Raw genomic sequence first — 17,867 nt, 5'->3', positions numbered from 1 at the left:
TTAATGGCCGTAAACTTAAGGAAATATGCGCAAAGAGGATAAACTCTGAATCGCATACCTCGCAATAAAATAGAAAAAAAGTGAAATCGCATCGACGATTTCACTTTTTTCTATTTCAGAAGCTATTTGTCCCAGCCTCTTTTTAATGAAGAACTATTACATGCTCAAAAATTGGGTATATCATGAAAAGAAAAGATGTTTTCAAAAAAATAATCGGATATTTGCGGGCATAATATCTTAAGAGTTTATTTACAAATTTGAAACTTTTTCCTTAAGTAAGCGTAAATAGTAAAGTCGAAAAGAAAGAGGTGAAATACTTGAGCAAAACAAAAAAACTGATTGCTGGAATTTCTGCGACTGCATTAATGGTGGGTCTAACTGGATGTGGTCCTAATCAGCAGGCTGCACCTGACCGTGACTGGGAATCAGATGACACGACAACAGATGGCCAGGACTGGTCGTCTGGAAATGAAGATATCCCGCCAGTCCCGGAAGGCACTGATTGCTCTGATTGGGAATGGGACGATGAAGATGGTGTCTGGGAATGTGATGATACAAGATCTCCGTATTTTGGGCATTTTTTCTTTGCAGGAATGTTTTTTTCGAATCGTTCCATGCTTTATAACAGCAATGATTACAAAAAGTACAGGAACAGTTCATCTTTCAAAGGTGCAAGGCTTGACAGCAAATATAAAAACACTTCGCCCAAAGGGAGCTCTGGATTCGGCAGCGGGTCAAGAACTACAACTGGTGGTTAGGGGAGAGGTATAGATGAATCTTTATTTGAACTTTGCTTCATACTTGGGGCTTGGCTTATTATTATTGGCCGCAGGAGTCGGGTTGTTCGTGCTGGCTACCCCTAAAATCAAAGAATTTGAATTAATCGGCAGACGGAATGTTACTGCCGCTTTATCACTTGGCGGAAAAATGATCGGTCTGGCCATTGTCCTTGGAGCTGCTGCGGAATATTCAGTGTCCCTGCTTGATATGGCTATTTGGGGATCGATTGGCATTTTCACACAAATCGTTGTATTTTTTGTTGCAGAAGTGGCAACTGTCCGCTACAGCCTTCAGAAAGCGATCGAGGAAGATAACCGCTCAGTCGGCGTAATTTTATTTTCATTATCATTGGCAGTTGGATGGATTGTCGCTAAGAGCCTTTCTTATTAATGTTAACCAGTTTTGCTTGAATTTACAGAAGAAAGGGTTATTGCAATGAAAAAACTGACTTATTTTATCCATGATGGTCATGGGAATTATGAACCCTTCTACGAATACTCTATTGATAAAGTCGGATTGGATGAATTTTATGCCCGTCAGCTTTGCACTTATTTCATTATAAGAGGACAGCAATATGAGCTGATTTCGAATGAAATGGATGGAGACGATGAAATCCTCGTGCTTGAAGACCGCGGAAGAAATCAGTCTGGCACTGAAGAAAAGGGTTATAGGGGCCTTGGAATACATGTGGAATTTAGAAGTTATCAGGAAAGGGAAAATTACAAATTGCTGACAGCGACTCCATGTAAGACTCATCTTGAAGTCATACGATATTTATTGAAGGATATCTGCGATGTTCCGGGTTTCGGCCAAATGGCAGTCACCTCTACTGAAATTGATGAGGACCGCGGGGTTTATATTTTGTATGTTAAAGATATTCATGATACCACCATGGAATAGGAGGCATTCCATGAACTCGTATAAGAATGAACGAAATAATTTTTATAATAAGATAACCAATTTTTGGCCAAATCTGTATGATGAGGAATATGCACTTTATGATATTGCTCCAATAAAAGAGCCTGATCTTCAAGAGATCAGGCAATGTACATTGAGGGTTGGCAGGATTTATACAAAAGCAGGTAAGCTGCTAAGGAATGCAAACAGAGAAACATATATGGACATGGGGTTTCCTGAAGAAACCTTTGATTTCATTAGGCTCAAAACCATTCCAGTGGAAAGTGTCATTGCAAGGCTTGACTTAGTCCGGACAGAGGATACATATAAATGCATTGAAATCAATGCAGATACACCAACATTCATCAAAGAGCTATTTTACGTTAATGGTATGGCAGCAAAGGAATTCGGAAAGGAAGATCCAAATGGAGGAATGGAAGAGAAATTAGGCGAAGCCATACGACACAGCGTAAGCCAATCAGCAGAATGGCTGCAGGAGACTGAGCCTTACGTCGTCTTCACCGCCCATGATGACAATGTAGAAGATAAAAATACAGTCATCTATCTTCAGCAGCTATATGGACTGCCAGCAAAATATATTCCTCTTCACGAGTTGGAGATTATTCCTGAACATGGCCTTTTTGATGGAAAAGGCCGGAAAATTGATATACTCTATCGCCAGACTTTCCCTATAGAGAGCCTTATATTGGATGAAGACACCAGTGGCAATAGAATTGGTAAATGGATGATCGATTTGGTTTTGCAGAAAGAGCTCGCAATCATCAATCCACCCTCCGCTTTTTTACTCCAAAACAAAGCAGTACAGGCCGTTATATGGGGATTGCATGAAATTAATGATCCATATTTCACCGCGGAAGAGCATCAATGGATTCAAGAATATTTCCTGCCAACCTATCTCGAACCAGATCCATTCATTAAAAAGGGAGTTCCATTTGTAAAGAAACCGATTTTCGGCAGAGAAGGAGACACTGTCCAAATTTTCGCACCGACTGGAAAACTGGTCACACAGGAACAGCAGCAAAACTACAGTGAAGTGACACCTATTTACCAGGAGTATATTGAGCTCCCAACTATTACTTTTAACAGTGAAAAAGGAAGAAATGCAGGGCATATGCTTATCGGCAGTTTTTTAGTGGACGGAAAACCTTCTGCAATCGGCTTTCGGGTAGGTGGGCAGATCACAAATAATCTTTCCTGCTTTCTTCCGGCAGGGCTTGTGTAAGAAAGGGGGTAGTTTCATGTGGCTTCTACAAAGAATCTTTTCAAGATTGGTAAAAATCAGCCTGTGGAAAATATTATTAATTGCTGCAGGGGTCATTTTATTAAGCAGCTTTATCATCCAGGCCCTTGAGCCAGAAACCTTCCCAAGGTTCATGGATGCGCTGTGGTGGACTATGACAACCGTCGTCACAGTTGGCTACGGTGATTTCTCGCCAAGCAGTGACGGAGGCAGAATCTTTACGATGCTGCTCCTTTATACTTTTGGAATAGGTGCGATGGGTATAATTATCGGAAAAATCTTTGAAAGCCTGTCGCTGTATAAACAAATGAGGGAGGAAGGGAAATTGTCATATAGGGGGAAGGGACATTATATACTTATAGGCTCATCACACGAAAAATTATCAACCGTTGTGGATGAAATCCTAAATACCAAACAAGACTGTGACATTGTCATTGTAGACCATGGCATTGAAAGCCCTGTGAAGCATGATCGTATTCATTTTGTCAGCGGCAATCCTGCAGAGGAAGAAATTCTGATGCAGGCAAATATTCTTGAATCAAAATCTGTTGCTGTATTCACTGACGACCAGATGGAATTTCCGGAATATGCCGATGGCAAAACGCTTTTGATCGCGTCTAGGGTTGAGCACATATCAAAGCGATATCAAAAGAATTTATATACGATCGCTGAGATAAAGAAAGAAAAACATATTGCCCTTTTCGAACATGCAAATGTGGATGAATTTATCCTTTCAAATGAATCTGTTTCCAAGCTGATGGCCAATGCTGCAATCTACCCAGGTTCAAGCCGCCTGTTCAAACAATTGCTGAGCAATACAGAAGGGGAAAATTTGTATGAAATCCACAAAAAACCTCATTGGATAACCTATAAGGACGCGGCGATGGAACTATTCGAAAAGGGTGCAACATTAATATCAGATGGTCAAGCCCTTGACGTCGCCAGAAGGCATAATGAAAAAATACCAGATGGCGCAAAAATGTTCGTCATTTGCGATGAAAGGACCTATAAAGAAATTAGCTAATTATATTTTTTCATTTTAAAGCCCTTATTTTGTAAAATTTATTCGATAAAGGGTTTAAAAAATTTATGCAAGGATATAATATTTACGCAAGGTTAAATTGCAATTTCTTTAAAATGCTAGGAGGCAACAATTGTGGAACGTGGTAAGGTAAAATGGTTTAATGCAGAAAAAGGCTTTGGATTCATTGAGCGTGAAGGCGGCGAGGATGTATTCGTACACTTCTCAGCAATCCAGGGAGAAGGCTACAAATCTTTAGATGAAGGACAAGAAGTTACATTTGAAGTTGAACAAGGTCAGCGTGGCCCGCAAGCGACAAACGTACAGAAGGTCTAACTAAGGATATTAAAACAGACTCAGGTTACTGAGTCTGTTTTTTGCTGTTTACCTGTATATCTTTGCAAAAGTACCGGAAGAATTCCTTTAATATTGTTGGCCTGTTATAATCCCAGGAATGAACTGATAATATTTCGTTTTTTCAGTTTTTTGAACGTTCCACTTTGAGTAAATTTCGGTTTGTTCTCGGATTGGACGGTATCTTCCTGTGCTGAAGCAGCTTGTTTTAAGCTCTCTATAAGCTCTTTCAGCTGCGCGATTTCTTCCTGCATTTCTTCCAGTTCCCGTCGATGCTGCAATATTTGGTACGATACAATATCATCCGCTTTTCCATCTACTTTTTTCTCGAGCTTGTCCATCCGGGCCGACAACTCTTCTGTAAGCCCACCGGAAGCAGGCTGAGCCAAGACAGTTGCTTTTCTGGATTTCTTTCCCTTCAATTTTAGATCCTGAAGCAGCACACCATTATTCAGCTGATTCTTGATATCTTTTAAGACCTCGATACTTTCCTCCGAAAACTGATAATGCCCTAATTCTGTCCGTTCCATTTGAAGGTTAGCCTGCTTTACCCAACGTTGAATCGTACTTGGTGAAACCCCAAGCATCTTTGCCACTGCGCTAGTATTCATCCAGATCCCTCCCTAAGTTAATTAAGGTTTCGCTGTTTAAACCGTTAATCCTGTACAGGTGACAAAACTAGTTGATATTCGGCAAAGAAAGTGGATTTTTAACATTCTTTTAAATTATTTTAAATAAAAAACCCTTAAAATTTTGAAACTTTTTCTGGTAAAGGATGGTAGTATAATAAGACGAAAGAAAAGGTGAGATAAAAATGAAATTAAAAATCCTGACAAGCAAACCTGTCATCCTTATTATCATTGCTGGCTTAATTTATGTCGGTTTTTTACATTATCAAATCATTCGACATGGACAAATGCCGCCTTCTGAACAAGCAGATTACTTAATCATATTGGGGGCAAGAGTAAAGGGGACCGTTCCGTCGCTGTCGCTTCAAGCCCGGATTGACACTGCAGCACATTATCTAAAAAAGCATGAGAAAACGATTGTAATTGCCTCAGGCGGAAAGGGCCCTGGTGAGGACATTTCCGAGGCAGAAGCAATCAAAAGGGAATTGATGGACCAAGGAATAGCCCAATCACGGATTCTGCTGGAAGATCGATCCACTGACACATACGAAAATATCAAGTTTTCAAAAAAGCTGCTTCCTGACAGCGCGAAAAGCGGGCTTCTCGTTACGAATGACTTCCACATTTTCCGTTCAAAAATGATTGCGGAAGACGAGGGGTTACAGATGATTGGACTGCCAGCAAAGACGCCTGCTCAAGCAGTAGCGAAGTCCTACTTTCGGGAGTATCTAGCTTTGACGAAGTACTACTTAAAAAGCTTCTTATAGAATCGAGATCAATTAATTTTATGTTAACGTGAATAAGGTCTGCTAAATATAAATGGCCACTTCTTTTGTCAAATGAATCTACAAATGTTCCGCCTGACTAGAGAAACCTTGATGCTGCTTTCCTTGCATCAATGAAATGATAGAGGTGATATCATGAATGCAGTTTCAGTTTTTATCAATTTAATCACCTGGCTAGCTCTCCTTATATTAGTGTTTAGGATACGCAAAGGGGAGGACTTGAAACCGAGACCGATTTCAAAAACGATTTTGGTATTTTTTATAGGATTGTTCTCTTTCTCTATTAACCTTCCGTTTATGGGTGAGAACGTGCAACTGGCGATCCTGCCACTAGGTGTATGGATTCTTTATTGGGTTTTATCAAAAAGAAATGAAGGCAAGAGCTGGCAAAAATACCGTATATACGCCTGGATTGGCTTCCTCGCTAATTTCATTTTCCTTTTGGCTTCCGTACTGAGCAATATTATTGATGACCAGGTCTACCCCAAGAAAACAATAAGTACTTATATCGGTGATTGGTCTGATGCTTCTTTAATTCAAACACATCCCACCGGAAAAGCAGTAAAGTTTGATAGTGATGCTCTCTCGACCAAAAATTTCAACTTTAGGCTTGAATCGATCTATAGTGAACAGTGGTATAACGAAACATTTATGGAGATTAGTAAACAGGAAGAGCTTTTTCCCTATATCCTGACAGGTACAAAACCGAAATGGGGAAGCGGAATTCCTCTTCAAATCTTTATTGAGAACGATGGGAAAGGCCTGCTTATAAACACAGGCAGGGATCAATTATATTTCCGCTCTGAAGAGACAATCTTCGAGGAGGAGAACTGACTTGAACATAAAAAGGAAAAAACCGCTATTGTGGACTGCATTCTTTCTCGTTGTGACAGCATTTTTCCTGGGCTATTGGTTTTATCAATCAATTCCAACTGATTTTCCGGGAAAGAAGTTTGCGAAGTCGGAAATTATGGATTTATTCCCTGAGGCTGACATACTGGAAATCCAGGAAATCATCATGCTCGATGAAAAACATGTGTTCACGCCATTCATCACGAATCAGCAAAGCTACGGTGGCAGTCTATGGGAGTGGAAATATCATAAATGGCAGTTCATTAGTATAGATACTGATTTCAAGCCGCGAATCTGGAAAGCAGAACCCGAAAACCCAGCTTCATATATTATTCTCTGGAATTTCCATCCCGATAATAACCTGAAATCGCTAACCTATTATTTGAAAAAAGAAAAAGGCTATTCCGTTACCGAAGGCAAGGAACTCTACCAGCCAAGTATACAAATGGAATATATACAGCCTCTCGATGGCGAGCTTTCTTATGGATACATGGAAATCCCCAAACAGTGGAGAGAATTCATTACTATAGAAAATAAAGTGATTCAAACCCAATTACCTGATTCTTTTTTTGCTGAGATGTATCTGCAGCCGCAATACTACTTTGGCTGGCGGATAGTTTCAAATGATGGTTCAGAAGATTATCCGCGTTTTCCCCAAAACAGTCATGGATTTGGAACAGGTGATCATTTGGTTGAACAAATGATTTTCCTGGATAAAGCCCAAATAGAATAGAACGGAAAGGCTCCAATTAGAAGGAGCCTTTCATCCTTTATGAAACCATTCAGCTTTTATTATCGTATTATCTATGTAATTATAAAAATCGGGGCTTTATGATTCATAGTCCGAAAGAACAGGAGGAATTTCAAGTGAATCCAATTATGAATCAAGTAGGAACCATCTTTATTCCTGTAAGTGATGTTGCTGAATCCAGAGACTGGTATTGCGACATCCTTGGACTTCCGGCGGATGGAGAGATTCTTTTTGGGCATTTGTATGTTCTGCCCATGAAAGGTACAGGCATAGTATTAGACAGCAAGATTTATTCAAAGGAAAATATTTACAAGACTCCTGTTTTCCATCTGAACACAATGGATATAGAGGCATCCTATGATTTTCTAAAGAAAAAGGATGTGGAATTGGTCACAGGGATTGAGCATGATCACTGGTTTAATTTTAAGGATCCTGATGGAAATCATATTATGGTTTGCAAATGCTGAGAAGGAATTTTATTTCAGCATAAGGGGTAGTGTTAAGTAGTATTACAGTTTACTAACGAAGGAGAACAATGCATATGAAACAATTTCTAAAACTTGCTGCCGTTATTGGGTTATTTTCACTCATACTCGGCATGTCCATTCCGGCATTTGCCTCTGATGACAATGAGGAAGAAAGCATTAATGAGAAATTCGGACTGCCTATTGTCGTTTATGGTGAAGCATTATCAGAAAAGCAGAAGCAGGAGGTCCGCAGCCTTTTAGATGTTAAAGACATAACTAAAGTAAAAGAAATAGTGGTCACTGGTAAAGACCTTGTGACATACATTAGCGGAGATGAGCATTCCAATATGTATTCATCTGCTAAAATCACCAGGAAGGATAAGGGTGAAGGACTGGTCATCAAACAGGTTACTCCTGAAAACATCACAGAAGTAACCGATGAAATGTATGCAAATGCATTGCTGACAGCTGGTATCCAGGATGCAGTTGTGGAAGTCGCATCACCTGTAAAAGTAAGCGGCCATTCAGCACTTGTTGGAATTTATAAAGCATATGATGAAGCCGACGGAACTGAACTGAACAAAGACCGGACCGAAGTTGCGAATGAAGAACTCAATCTGGCAACTGACCTCGCTAAAAAAGAAGGACTCGACCAGGATAAAGTCAGTGAACTTTTGACGGAAATCAAGAAAGAAATTGCTGATCAAAACCCTGCTAATAAAGAGGATATAGAGAAGATCATCGATGAAAAGCTGAAAACACTAGAGATTCAGTTAAGCCCAGAAGACAGGCAGCTTCTTATTGACCTTTTCAATAAAATGCGTGATTTAAATATCAACTTTGACAATGTCCAATCCCAGTTGGAGGAACTTTCAACCGATATCCAAAAAAGGATTGAAGAGGCAGTAGGCGATAAAGGATTCCTTCAATCAGTATCAAACTTCTTTAAAGAATTGTTCGAAAGTATCCGCAATATCTTTTCGTAAGTACTAGGTTACATCATGTTGAATTTAGATCCTGTTGCTCTTCGTTCCAGGCGCGCAGACTCCTTCGGGATGAAGCGGGATAGGTGAGACCCCGGTAGAAATGGCCCGAGAAGGAGGGGCCATTTTACCCCGCAGGAGCAAAGCAACGAGGAGGCTCACCTCACGCCCCAAGAAGAATTCGTTCTTGAAAAAGCCGGCATTTGGGCTTTTTCATAATTCTTCAGAGGAAAGCGAAGCGCCTGGAACGGAAATCAACAGCCTTTTATATCAAAGCCTTCTTTAAGAAACCGTTTAGAGGGAGATTTCAAAAGCATACAGAATAGCAACAAGGTATTTAGAAAAGAGCCTTTAATTAAAAGGAAAAGGAGCCTCGTTATGGTCATTAGACAAGCTAATGAAAAAGATGCGGAAAGCTTCGCGAAGCTGATCAGGAATGTTGAAAACACGTCAGACCATATGCTTTATGGAGCAGGAGAAAGGAAATTCGACATCGAGAGCAAAAGTAAGATGATTACAGCTATCACAGCTGAAAAAAATTCCGCCATATTTTTTTCCGAAGAAAATGAAGAACTCACCGGTTATCTGATCGCCAAAGGGGGCAGCGCAAAACGAAATTTGCATACAGCATATCTCGTAATAGGGATACTGGAAAACTTTCGGGGACAAGGTATCGGGACTGAGTTGTTTCAAGAGTTGATGAAATGGGCTAGAGACAAAGACCTTCACAGACTTGAACTTACTGTCATGGCCGGAAATGAGGCTGGACTTCGACTCTATAAAAAACAGGGCTTTCAAATTGAAGGCACAAAAAGACATTCGTTATTTGTAAATGGAAATTATGTTGATGAATATTATATGGCAAAATTGTTATAACAATGCTAAAGCAGCACCCAGTAGGCGTGCTGCTTTTTTACCCTTTGTAATTTACATCTCGGGATTCCTTTGTTCAAAGCTAAAGATGTTGCTTGTCCTTTTCTCCTGAAACTGCTGTTCCCATTCCTCACGTAAAAGCCCCATCTTTACAGAATCATAATATTTTCCATTATATAATCTGCATTTTCTAATCCTGGCTTCTTCAATCATGCCGAGTTTTTTTCCGACAGTGATCATGCGATCGTTGCCAGACCAGGTTGTAAAACCGACTCTCGGAATAGGGAAGGTAGAAAATAGATGCTTAATCCACGTCTTTAAAGCATCGGTTCCATATCCGCCATTCCAATATTCCGGCAAGTAAATCACAATACCGAACTCAAGCCATTGTGATGATTCATGCTCCCAATAATACGTGACCATTCCAATGATTTCACCATTTGCCTTAATTAAGTATTTCCGGTCATAACCCTGGTGTATTAGATTGGCCATCTGTTCCTTGAACTTTTCCAGCTCAATCGGTTTGAGCGGATAATAGGGGGCATCCCACTTTTTCCATTCAGGATGCTCTTCATTATGGATAAGCCGCCACCATTCTTCCAAATCATTTTCTGTCAGCTTGCACAGACTTACTAGTTCTCCTTGCAATACTTCCGGAGATTGCATTTCCCTTACCTCCTATAGTGTATTGAGGCTAGAATTATCTGCATACTACATTCTCTTCAATTCTATAATTTCCTGCATCGTAAAAGAAAATTCAAAAAAAATACAAAAAGGACGCTTAGTAGCGTCCTTAGTTTATAGCCTCATCATCCATAAAAGCTTTTTCATTTATAGCGAAGAAATTCAATCCAGCGGCGATTGCGAAAGCTCCACCAAGTAATGCAAATGTAGTAATCATTATGTAATCGCTCCTGTCTATTAATTGTGTTGTTGTTAGTCCTACTATTCCCGCGTAAAAATTCTATTAAACCTTTTTCCTGTAAAAATGATAAAAACTTTTAATCAATTAGTAATAATAATGAATATTCAAACAACTTTAATAAAAGGAGTTTCCAGCATGGCCGGATAATAAATATAATATGACATTTAAAAGGAGTATCTTATGAAACTGTACAGTCAAACTATTACACCCTCTATAGCTTATGAAATCCTGAATTGGCAATATGATCCCCCTTACGATTTTTACAATTGTGAGCCTGGCGAGGAAGGTGTAAAGGAATTATTGAACAGCGGATATTATGCAATAGTAGATGAGAATGGGGATTTAATCGGTTTTTATTGCAGCGGTGCTTCAGCGCAGGTTCCTGCTGGCAGGCATGCTGGTGTCTACAATGATGAGGCAATAGATATCGGGATAGGCATGAGGCCAGATTTGACTGGCAGAGGATATGGCAGAATCTTTTTCCATTTCGTTCTCAAAATGATTTCAGATTCTGAACCAGGTAAAATATCCAGGTTAACAGTGGCAAGCTTCAATGAACGGGCGCTCAAACTTTATCAGAATATGGGGTTCAACATTCATTCAGAATTTTCTAATGGCGAAGTTGGTTTCTTTACTATGGTAAAGGTTTAAAATAGCAATACGTTATTGCAAATGGGGACTTTTTTTAAAAAATCATGACAAAAAAATTGAACTTGTTAAATAATCCCTTTATAATGAAAAAGTTGTGTGTAATGACATTAGTACACACAGCGATATTTATAGATATAAGGGGAGATCAAGATGAAAAAGTTTTGGATTTTACTTTCAGCGATTACATTCGCAATCGGACTGACAGCGTGCTCTGCAGAAAAAGAGGCTGAGCCAGAAAAGAAAGAAACTGAAGAGGCTGCAAAACCGGCAGCAAACCCAAAGAGTGAATTGTACAAATTCTATTCAAGCCTCGTTAACACAATCAACGAAGCTGATGCTGACCTAAATGCTTATGAGGGTGAAGATGATCCTAAGGCTCAGGCTGAATTAAAGGCCGCTGCAAGTGAATCTGCAGCAGCAGTAGCTTCAAAGGTTGAAAGCCTAGAAATTCCTGCTGGATTAGAAGATCAAAAAGCTGACCTGGAAGCCGCTCTTAAAGACATTGCAGCTTCATACAGCACAAAGGCTGAAGAACTGAAGAAAGATGCACCAAACATGGAAGCTGCTGATGCTTCTTTCGCGCAGGGTGAAGAAAAGCTAGGCGCAGCATTTGAAAGCGTTGAAATGAGAAGGCCTGTTTTATCTAAGGAACTATAAAATCAGCAAAAAAGCTGTGCAGATTATTGGCACAGCTTTTTGTTTTAATATTTTATAGATACTATGCTAAAAGGCTTCTTCCGGAATGGATAGTTCCAAACTTGTACTCGGTACTTTCCGTTTCTCAATATTCAATTCGTCAGAAGAATAAATCATGACGATCATTTTGCCATGATATGATTTAGCCCTGATCAGGATTGGCTGTTTATAACTATTCTTAAAGGTAAAATCCGGCCCATACCAGCTTACAGTCGCATCTCTTCCGGGAGGTACATATGGGACCCGTTTGCTATGGGAATAACGCTCCAGGATTTTTAATCCAGACCTGTCGGCGGCATTGAAAAGCGTCGAAGAAACCTGGCAAATGCCACCTCCTATTCCTTCAGAAAGCTCTCCTCTTACGATTATCGGAGCAGGCTGATAGCCTTTTCCTGCCGTTCTTTTGCCGACAACTTTGTTGAAGGAAAATACCTCACCGGGAAAGACCACATGATTATTGATTGCTTGCGCCGCCAACGCGATATTGTGTGATCGTTCTTTATTTCCATTATTAAAATAGGTTATGTAATGGCCAATTAGTCTTGTCCGTATATTCGCCATAATTTCACTATCCACCTTCGGATAAACTGGCAAGGTAGGAATTGTGAACTGAACAGGTCTATTGTCAATGAAGCTCCTGGTGAAACTTTCCTTGAATTTCTTCTCATCAACAATATAGCCTACTTTTTCAGGGATGATCCTGCCAGAATCGTCAAGGCCAGCATTTTCTGGCTCCATTTTTATTTGCCTGTCCATCTGATTATAAAGTGTGTCAAGCATCAGATGGTTCAACAGAGGATATCCAAACCAGGGAATAGAAAAGTCAGATCTGCGGACCTCAGCAACTGGTTCACCTTCAAAGTACATCGATATATGATCAGATTGGCTAACTTGATTCGGAGATAATAACAATCCAATAATTAATAATAATTTCACAACTTTTTCACCTCTCAATTTATTATGGATTACCTATATGGATTTAATGTCCAGCACTATATGGTTTTTTATGGATGAAAAACCTGAAACCGAAAGGAATAAGTATATGAATATTCGTTTAATAATATTGACTCCAGAAGAAGCAGAATCATTATATTTATTTGAAAAAGAAAACAAAGACTACTTTGAGAGATCAGTACCTCCCAGGCCGCCAACCTATTTTGAATATGAATCCTTCAAGAATATCCTTGAAGAGCTTTTAGCAGAACAGGCAGAAAAAAAGGCCCTTTTTTATCTGTTAAAAGATGAACTTGGTAAAGTAGCCGGCCGGATGAATCTTGTGGATATCGACTGGCAGAGAGGCACGGGATATAGGCTACCGTGTCGGTCAGGTATTCACAGGCAAAGGCGTGGCAATGGCTGGCTTGAATTTAATGATTAAAGAAGCCCAAATAATGGGCTTAACAACTCTTTATGCAAAAACTACCTTGGATAATATAGCATCACAAAAGGTTCTGGAAAAATGTGAATTTAAAAAAATCCAGATCGACGATAAAGAATTTATCCATTATGAATTGTCCTTAAATTAAGCTCAAGGAAGGTTTACAGCACAAGAATAGGACACTCTGGCATAAGCCTAGAGCGTTTTTTCTTTTTATAAGGCTCTTTTCCAATACTTTGTTGTTTTTCTATATGCTTTTAGTAGTCCTTCTAGATGGTTTTTTAAAGAAGGCTTTGCAATAAAAGTCTGTTGATTTTCGTTCCAGGCGCTTCGCTTTCCTCTGAAGAATTATGAAAAAGCCCAAATGCCGGCTTTTTCAAGAACGAATTCTTCTTGGGGCGTGCGGTGAGCCTCCTCGTCGCTTTCGCTTCTGCGGGGTAAAATGACCCTTCTTTTCGGGCCATTTCTACCTGGGTCTCACCTGTCCCGCTGCATCCCGAAGGAGTCTTCGCGCCTTCCACTACAATCAACAGGATTTAAATTCAACAGTGGTATAAGCAACAATCTTTGCGAGAACATCCTTTTAAAAAGAGTAGTGCATCTGGATAAAAAACCACAGTTAGAACCATTGTACTTACTTTAAAACCCTACATTTGTGACTAAGGTTAAATTTCCATGCTGAAACATCTTAACTTTTCTTAAGAAATTATTAAGAATTTAGCTACTATCTTTATGGAAGAGGTTGGCATATAATTAAACTGTATTAACAATAATAGTACACTTAGTACAGATTGGGGGTCATTATGTTTGAGCTTGATCTGAGAAGCCGTAAACCGATCTATGAACAGCTGGTAGAAAAGATGAAAGAGCTGATCATAAATGAAGTGCTCAAACCTGATGAACAATTGCCTTCCGTCCGGCAGCTTGCACAAGAGCTGACAATCAATCCGAATACTATCCAAAAAGCATACAGGGAGCTGGAGCTTCAAGGATTTATCTATTCACAAAAAGGCAAGGGAAGCTTTGTGAATCAAATGGACCTTGCAAAGGATGCAAATAAAATGCTGCAAGTAAAAAAGGATCTGGAAAAGCTGGTGCTGGAAGCCTTATATCTTGGTATTTCAGCAGAAGAAATCCAAACTTTGGTAAAAGAGATAGACGCTTCAAAAGGGGGAGGCGAGTAAATGATTCAATTGAGAAATGCAAATAAGACTTTTGAAAAACAAACAGCAGTTAAAAACGTCAATTTGACAATAGAAAAAGGTTCAATATACGGTTTGATCGGCTCAAATGGAGCAGGAAAGACTACCATCATCAAATTGCTTGCCGGAATCTATAAACAAGATTCAGGAGAGGTGACAATGGATGGCTTGAATGTCTTTGAAAATGAATCGTTAAAGCAGAAGATTTTCTATATTTCGGACCAGCCTTACTTTTTTCCACAATATACAGTGAAGCAGATGGCACAGTTTTACAAAAGTATTTATCCGTCCTGGAATGAAACTCGTTTCACTAAATTAGCAGAAGTGTTTGAGTTCAGCATAACGAAAAAAATACATACCTTCTCAAAAGGTATCCAAAGGCAGGCGGCTTTCTGGCTTGCTTTGGCAACAATGCCTGATATCCTGATCCTCGATGAACCAATGGATGGATTGGATCCGGTTGCGAGGAAGAAAGTGAAAAACCTGCTTATCCAGGATGTAGCGGACCGGGAAATGACCATCCTGATTTCTTCGCATAACCTGAGGGAAATCGAAGACATTTGTGATCATATTGGAATCCTGCATAACGGAACATTGCTGCTGGAGAAAGACCTGGATGACTTAAAATCAGATATTCACAAGGTCCAGCTTGCCTACAAAGGAGAACCACCTGCACATCTGCAGGAAAACTTGCGAATGCTGCATTGTGAAAAAAGAGGCAGTGTCATGCTCTGCATCATTAAAGGGCAGGAGGATGAGATAGAGTCAGTAATCCAAAACACACAGCCGGTAATTTTCGATATGCTCCCATTAACATTGGAGGAAATATTCATTTATGAAATGGGGGATATTGGCTATGCCATCAAAAACATCGTTGTTTAATAAAGAGATGGTGCTTCAGGTCAACCGAAGCATTGGCTGGATCTCAATCATCTATTTCCTGGGGTTATTCTTCGCAGTACCATTACGGATCCTGATGAGTTACTCAGGTGATCAACAGCAGTACTTTACACCCGTAAGAGGTATATTTTCCTTTGACTTTGGCATACAAATCATTCTATTTGTGAGTGTCCCTGTTATCCTGTCTGTTTTCCTATTCAGATTTCTGCATATAAAACAGGCGGCTGATTTGATGCACAGCCTCCCTTTAAAAAGGGAAAAGATATTTCACTTTTATACACTGACAGGATGGTTATTCCTGATTCTGCCGGTTATTGGAATTTCAGTCATCACCTCACTTATTCATCTAATCTATGATTTGAACCCATACTTTCAGCAAGCTGACATTGCTGAATGGACAGGGACTGTGATTCTTTTTAACACAATTTTTTATTTAGCTGGGGTTTTCGTCGCCATGGTAACAGGTATCTCGGCCGTACAGGGAGTCCTGACTTATATCATGCTGTTATTCCCGGCTGGTTTTACCCTGATCGTAGTATATAGTCTCGGTATGATGCTTTATGGCTTCCCAAGTGACTTCATCCAGGCCAGACACCTGGAAAATATGTCACCGATTACCCATCTTGCAAGCATGGAATCAAATGATCTGACTTTGAAAGCCATATTGCTTTATGGAGTTCTTTTGCTGATTTTTTATCCTCTGTCTCTTATAGTCTATAAAAAACGGAAGATAGAATCTGCATCTGAAGCCATTTCCTTCCACAGCTTAAAAATCGTTTTTAAATACGGTGTGGCATTTTGTACAATGCTGCTCGGCGGCATGTACTTTGATGCCATGCAGCATCAAATGGGCTGGCTGATGTTTGGCTACGCCTTAGGCGGTGTTATCGGTTATTTTGCTGCTGAAATGGTTTTACAGAAGTCATGGAGAGTGTTTGGCCATCTGCGTGGGCTGGGAATATTTGCTGCGGCTATGGTCATCCTGGTTCTCATCATTCAATCTTTGTCACCGTATGAAAAACGTGTGCCAGATCTGGAAGATATCAAGAGTGTTACATTCACAAATGGCATCTATTATCATTCTTCTGAGGGACATTCACCGAAACCATTGAACACAAAGGAAAATATAGCCGCGGTCCGTAAGCTCCATAATGAAATCATCATAAACGGAAAAGCGAATGAAATGGATATGAGATTCCAGGAACGTGCCGTTATTATTTATGAAATGAATAACGGCAGCAAGCTAATCAGGCAGTATACGATCGACCCACTTGATTACGAACGTCAGCTTAAAGAAATTTATGAATCGGTGGAGTACAAACATGCTACAGATCCTATTTTCCAGGTAAAAGAAAATAAAGTTACTTCCATCCGTATCACTGATGGGCTGAATGACAGCTTATTCATATCAAAACCTGATGAAATAAGGGAAATATTTTCATTACTGAAAAAAGAAGTAGAGAAAGATACTTATGACCCTTATTACTATAGTCGGGGAAATCGTTCCACTATTGAGATAAAAGTTAATTTCAACGATTTTATCCACGCTAATTTAAAGGCATCTTATAAGGACTTGATTGCCTGGCTGAAGCAAAAAAATATGCTAGAGCAGGCAATGGTGACTGCCGACGATGTCGAATACATTCTTGTGACAGATGAAGTGATCAGCAAGGAAGAACTAAATGAATATCCAGAGCCTGAATTAGTAGAAAGATTGCTATCAAGCAAAAATGCTATGAAACTTACGGACAAAACACAGATTCAGGCGGCTCTGGAAAATGCAGGTTATGGATGGTTCGACCAGGAACCTTACACTGCCGTATTTGTCTATGCCAAAGGAAATTATAAAGAGATCCGGACATTTAATGACAAATACGTTCCTGAATTTATTAAAGAGCATTTCAAACGATAATCTAGGGGGAGGAATATGGTTTATATTGACTTTGACGAGCTATATAGAAAACACGAGAAAAAGCTTCGTCACATCGCATTCAGTATCACAAAGGATCGGTATCTAGCTGAGGATGTCGTGCAAGAAACCTTTATTAAGGCTTATAAGAAGATGGACACCATTGAAGATTCGGAGAAAATTGGAGCCTGGCTGGCTGCGATTGCCGGACGTACTGCTATCGATTATCTTCGGGCCGAAAAAAGAAGAAGATGGCTTCCGTCGGATCAAAGCCTAATGGAGCAGATATGCGAAGATAAGGACCTGATCCCATCTATCGAAAAAGAAGTAGAAATCATTCTTTTAAAAGAAGATATCCAGCATCTGCTTTTCAAGCTTACAAAAGAATATAAGGAAATCCTTGTATTAAGAGTCCAATATGGTTTAAAAGAAGAAGAAATTGCTTCTAAGTTGAATTTAAAATCTGGCACTGTCAAAACCAGACTCCATCGGGCCAGAAAACAGCTAAGAAAAGTCATGACCGAAAAATACCCCGCTTAATTGGATACAGGCG

23 protein-coding genes are annotated in these 17,867 nt (G+C 39.7%); 20 read left to right on the top strand and 3 right to left on the bottom strand.

What is annotated here, in order from left to right; translation table 11 throughout:
• The first annotated feature begins 317 nt into the window (after nt 1-317).
• The 6 genes from AC3EBE_RS18920 to AC3EBE_RS18895 all read left to right on the top strand — a co-directional run bounded on the left by AC3EBE_RS18920 (nt 318) and on the right by AC3EBE_RS18895 (nt 4,295).
• A complete protein-coding gene (locus tag AC3EBE_RS18920; protein WP_488596589.1) occupies nt 318-758 on the top strand; it encodes an aminotransferase yhxA in 441 nt (146 codons plus the stop codon).
• A gap of 13 nt (nt 759-771) precedes the next feature.
• On the top strand, nt 772-1,170 hold the full coding sequence (locus AC3EBE_RS18915) for a DUF350 domain-containing protein (RefSeq protein WP_488596588.1): 399 nt from the start codon (nt 772-774) through the stop codon (nt 1,168-1,170).
• Nucleotides 1,171-1,215: 45 nt separating this feature from the next.
• Nucleotides 1,216-1,680 (top strand): RNA helicase, encoded by a 465-nt coding sequence (locus AC3EBE_RS18910; protein ID WP_488596587.1) that lies wholly within the window; start codon nt 1,216-1,218, stop codon nt 1,678-1,680.
• 10 nt (nt 1,681-1,690) lie between these two features.
• Nucleotides 1,691-2,920: a glutathionylspermidine synthase family protein gene (locus AC3EBE_RS18905; RefSeq protein ID WP_488596586.1), complete on the top strand. Its 1,230-nt coding sequence runs from the start codon at nt 1,691-1,693 to the stop codon at nt 2,918-2,920.
• A gap of 16 nt (nt 2,921-2,936) precedes the next feature.
• Nucleotides 2,937-3,962 carry an ion channel gene (locus AC3EBE_RS18900; RefSeq protein WP_488596585.1) on the top strand — a complete coding sequence of 342 codons (1,026 nt, stop codon included), beginning with the start codon at nt 2,937-2,939 and terminating at the stop codon, nt 3,960-3,962.
• Between the two features lie 132 nt (nt 3,963-4,094).
• Entirely contained in the window at nt 4,095-4,295 is a 201-nt protein-coding gene (locus AC3EBE_RS18895; protein WP_488596584.1) for a cold-shock protein, read from the top strand.
• A 104-nt stretch (nt 4,296-4,399) separates the two neighbouring features.
• Here the strand turns inward: AC3EBE_RS18895 and AC3EBE_RS18890 are convergent, their stop codons facing one another.
• Nucleotides 4,400-4,924: a MerR family transcriptional regulator gene (locus AC3EBE_RS18890; RefSeq protein ID WP_488596583.1), complete on the bottom strand. Its 525-nt coding sequence runs from the start codon at nt 4,922-4,924 to the stop codon at nt 4,400-4,402.
• 203 nt (nt 4,925-5,127) lie between these two features.
• Here AC3EBE_RS18890 and AC3EBE_RS18885 point away from each other — a divergent pair, with 203 nt between their 5' ends.
• The 6 genes from AC3EBE_RS18885 to AC3EBE_RS18860 all read left to right on the top strand — a co-directional run bounded on the left by AC3EBE_RS18885 (nt 5,128) and on the right by AC3EBE_RS18860 (nt 9,656).
• Nucleotides 5,128-5,709, top strand: coding sequence for a YdcF family protein (locus AC3EBE_RS18885; protein ID WP_488596582.1), 582 nt, complete (start codon nt 5,128-5,130; stop codon nt 5,707-5,709).
• Between the two features lie 237 nt (nt 5,710-5,946).
• Nucleotides 5,947-6,561, top strand: a complete 615-nt coding sequence (locus tag AC3EBE_RS18880; RefSeq protein WP_488596581.1) for a hypothetical protein — start codon at nt 5,947-5,949, stop codon at nt 6,559-6,561.
• Nucleotide 6,562: 1 nt separating this feature from the next.
• On the top strand, nt 6,563-7,312 hold the full coding sequence (locus AC3EBE_RS18875) for a hypothetical protein (protein ID WP_488596580.1): 750 nt from the start codon (nt 6,563-6,565) through the stop codon (nt 7,310-7,312).
• 134 nt (nt 7,313-7,446) lie between these two features.
• The gene (locus AC3EBE_RS18870; protein WP_488596579.1) at nt 7,447-7,797 is read left to right on the top strand and encodes a VOC family protein; all 351 of its coding nucleotides are present in this window, start codon (nt 7,447-7,449) and stop codon (nt 7,795-7,797) included.
• Nucleotides 7,798-7,871: 74 nt separating this feature from the next.
• Nucleotides 7,872-8,783 (top strand): DUF1002 domain-containing protein, encoded by a 912-nt coding sequence (locus tag AC3EBE_RS18865; RefSeq protein ID WP_488596578.1) that lies wholly within the window; start codon nt 7,872-7,874, stop codon nt 8,781-8,783.
• A gap of 375 nt (nt 8,784-9,158) precedes the next feature.
• Nucleotides 9,159-9,656, top strand: coding sequence for a GNAT family N-acetyltransferase (locus tag AC3EBE_RS18860; RefSeq protein ID WP_488596577.1), 498 nt, complete (start codon nt 9,159-9,161; stop codon nt 9,654-9,656).
• 51 nt (nt 9,657-9,707) lie between these two features.
• Here the strand turns inward: AC3EBE_RS18860 and AC3EBE_RS18855 are convergent, their stop codons facing one another.
• Nucleotides 9,708-10,319, bottom strand: coding sequence for a GNAT family N-acetyltransferase (locus AC3EBE_RS18855; RefSeq protein ID WP_488596576.1), 612 nt, complete (start codon nt 10,317-10,319; stop codon nt 9,708-9,710).
• A gap of 439 nt (nt 10,320-10,758) precedes the next feature.
• Here AC3EBE_RS18855 and AC3EBE_RS18850 point away from each other — a divergent pair, with 439 nt between their 5' ends.
• Both AC3EBE_RS18850 and AC3EBE_RS18845 read left to right on the top strand, forming a co-directional pair.
• Nucleotides 10,759-11,229, top strand: coding sequence for a GNAT family N-acetyltransferase (locus tag AC3EBE_RS18850; protein ID WP_488596575.1), 471 nt, complete (start codon nt 10,759-10,761; stop codon nt 11,227-11,229).
• Nucleotides 11,230-11,379: 150 nt separating this feature from the next.
• A complete protein-coding gene (locus tag AC3EBE_RS18845) occupies nt 11,380-11,886 on the top strand; it encodes a hypothetical protein (RefSeq protein ID WP_488596574.1) in 507 nt (168 codons plus the stop codon).
• Between the two features lie 66 nt (nt 11,887-11,952).
• Here the strand turns inward: AC3EBE_RS18845 and AC3EBE_RS18840 are convergent, their stop codons facing one another.
• Complete coding sequence (locus tag AC3EBE_RS18840) at nt 11,953-12,861, bottom strand: VanW family protein (protein ID WP_488596573.1); 909 nt, start codon at nt 12,859-12,861, stop codon at nt 11,953-11,955.
• 37 nt (nt 12,862-12,898) lie between these two features.
• On the opposite strand from AC3EBE_RS18840, the gene AC3EBE_RS18835 reads away from it, so the two are divergent.
• The 6 genes from AC3EBE_RS18835 (at nt 12,899) to AC3EBE_RS18810 (ending at nt 17,854) form a co-directional block, all read left to right on the top strand.
• Nucleotides 12,899-13,303 (top strand): hypothetical protein, encoded by a 405-nt coding sequence (locus AC3EBE_RS18835; protein WP_488596572.1) that lies wholly within the window; start codon nt 12,899-12,901, stop codon nt 13,301-13,303.
• Complete coding sequence (locus AC3EBE_RS18830; RefSeq protein WP_488596571.1) at nt 13,272-13,451, top strand: hypothetical protein; 180 nt, start codon at nt 13,272-13,274, stop codon at nt 13,449-13,451. The genes AC3EBE_RS18835 and AC3EBE_RS18830 overlap by 32 nt, the downstream gene beginning before the upstream one ends.
• Nucleotides 13,452-14,106: 655 nt before the next feature.
• On the top strand, nt 14,107-14,487 hold the full coding sequence (locus tag AC3EBE_RS18825; RefSeq protein WP_488596570.1) for a GntR family transcriptional regulator: 381 nt from the start codon (nt 14,107-14,109) through the stop codon (nt 14,485-14,487).
• The gene (locus tag AC3EBE_RS18820; RefSeq protein WP_488596569.1) at nt 14,488-15,387 is read left to right on the top strand and encodes an ABC transporter ATP-binding protein; all 900 of its coding nucleotides are present in this window, start codon (nt 14,488-14,490) and stop codon (nt 15,385-15,387) included.
• On the top strand, nt 15,362-17,317 hold the full coding sequence (locus tag AC3EBE_RS18815; RefSeq protein WP_488596568.1) for a DUF6449 domain-containing protein: 1,956 nt from the start codon (nt 15,362-15,364) through the stop codon (nt 17,315-17,317). Before AC3EBE_RS18820 ends, AC3EBE_RS18815 begins: the two co-directional genes overlap by 26 nt.
• A gap of 15 nt (nt 17,318-17,332) precedes the next feature.
• Nucleotides 17,333-17,854, top strand: a complete 522-nt coding sequence (locus AC3EBE_RS18810) for an RNA polymerase sigma factor (RefSeq protein ID WP_488596567.1) — start codon at nt 17,333-17,335, stop codon at nt 17,852-17,854.
• Nucleotides 17,855-17,867 lie beyond the last annotated feature (13 nt).

This window comes from Mesobacillus sp., from assembly GCF_057785455.1.
This window is presented reverse-complemented; position numbering and strand designations above follow the sequence as displayed.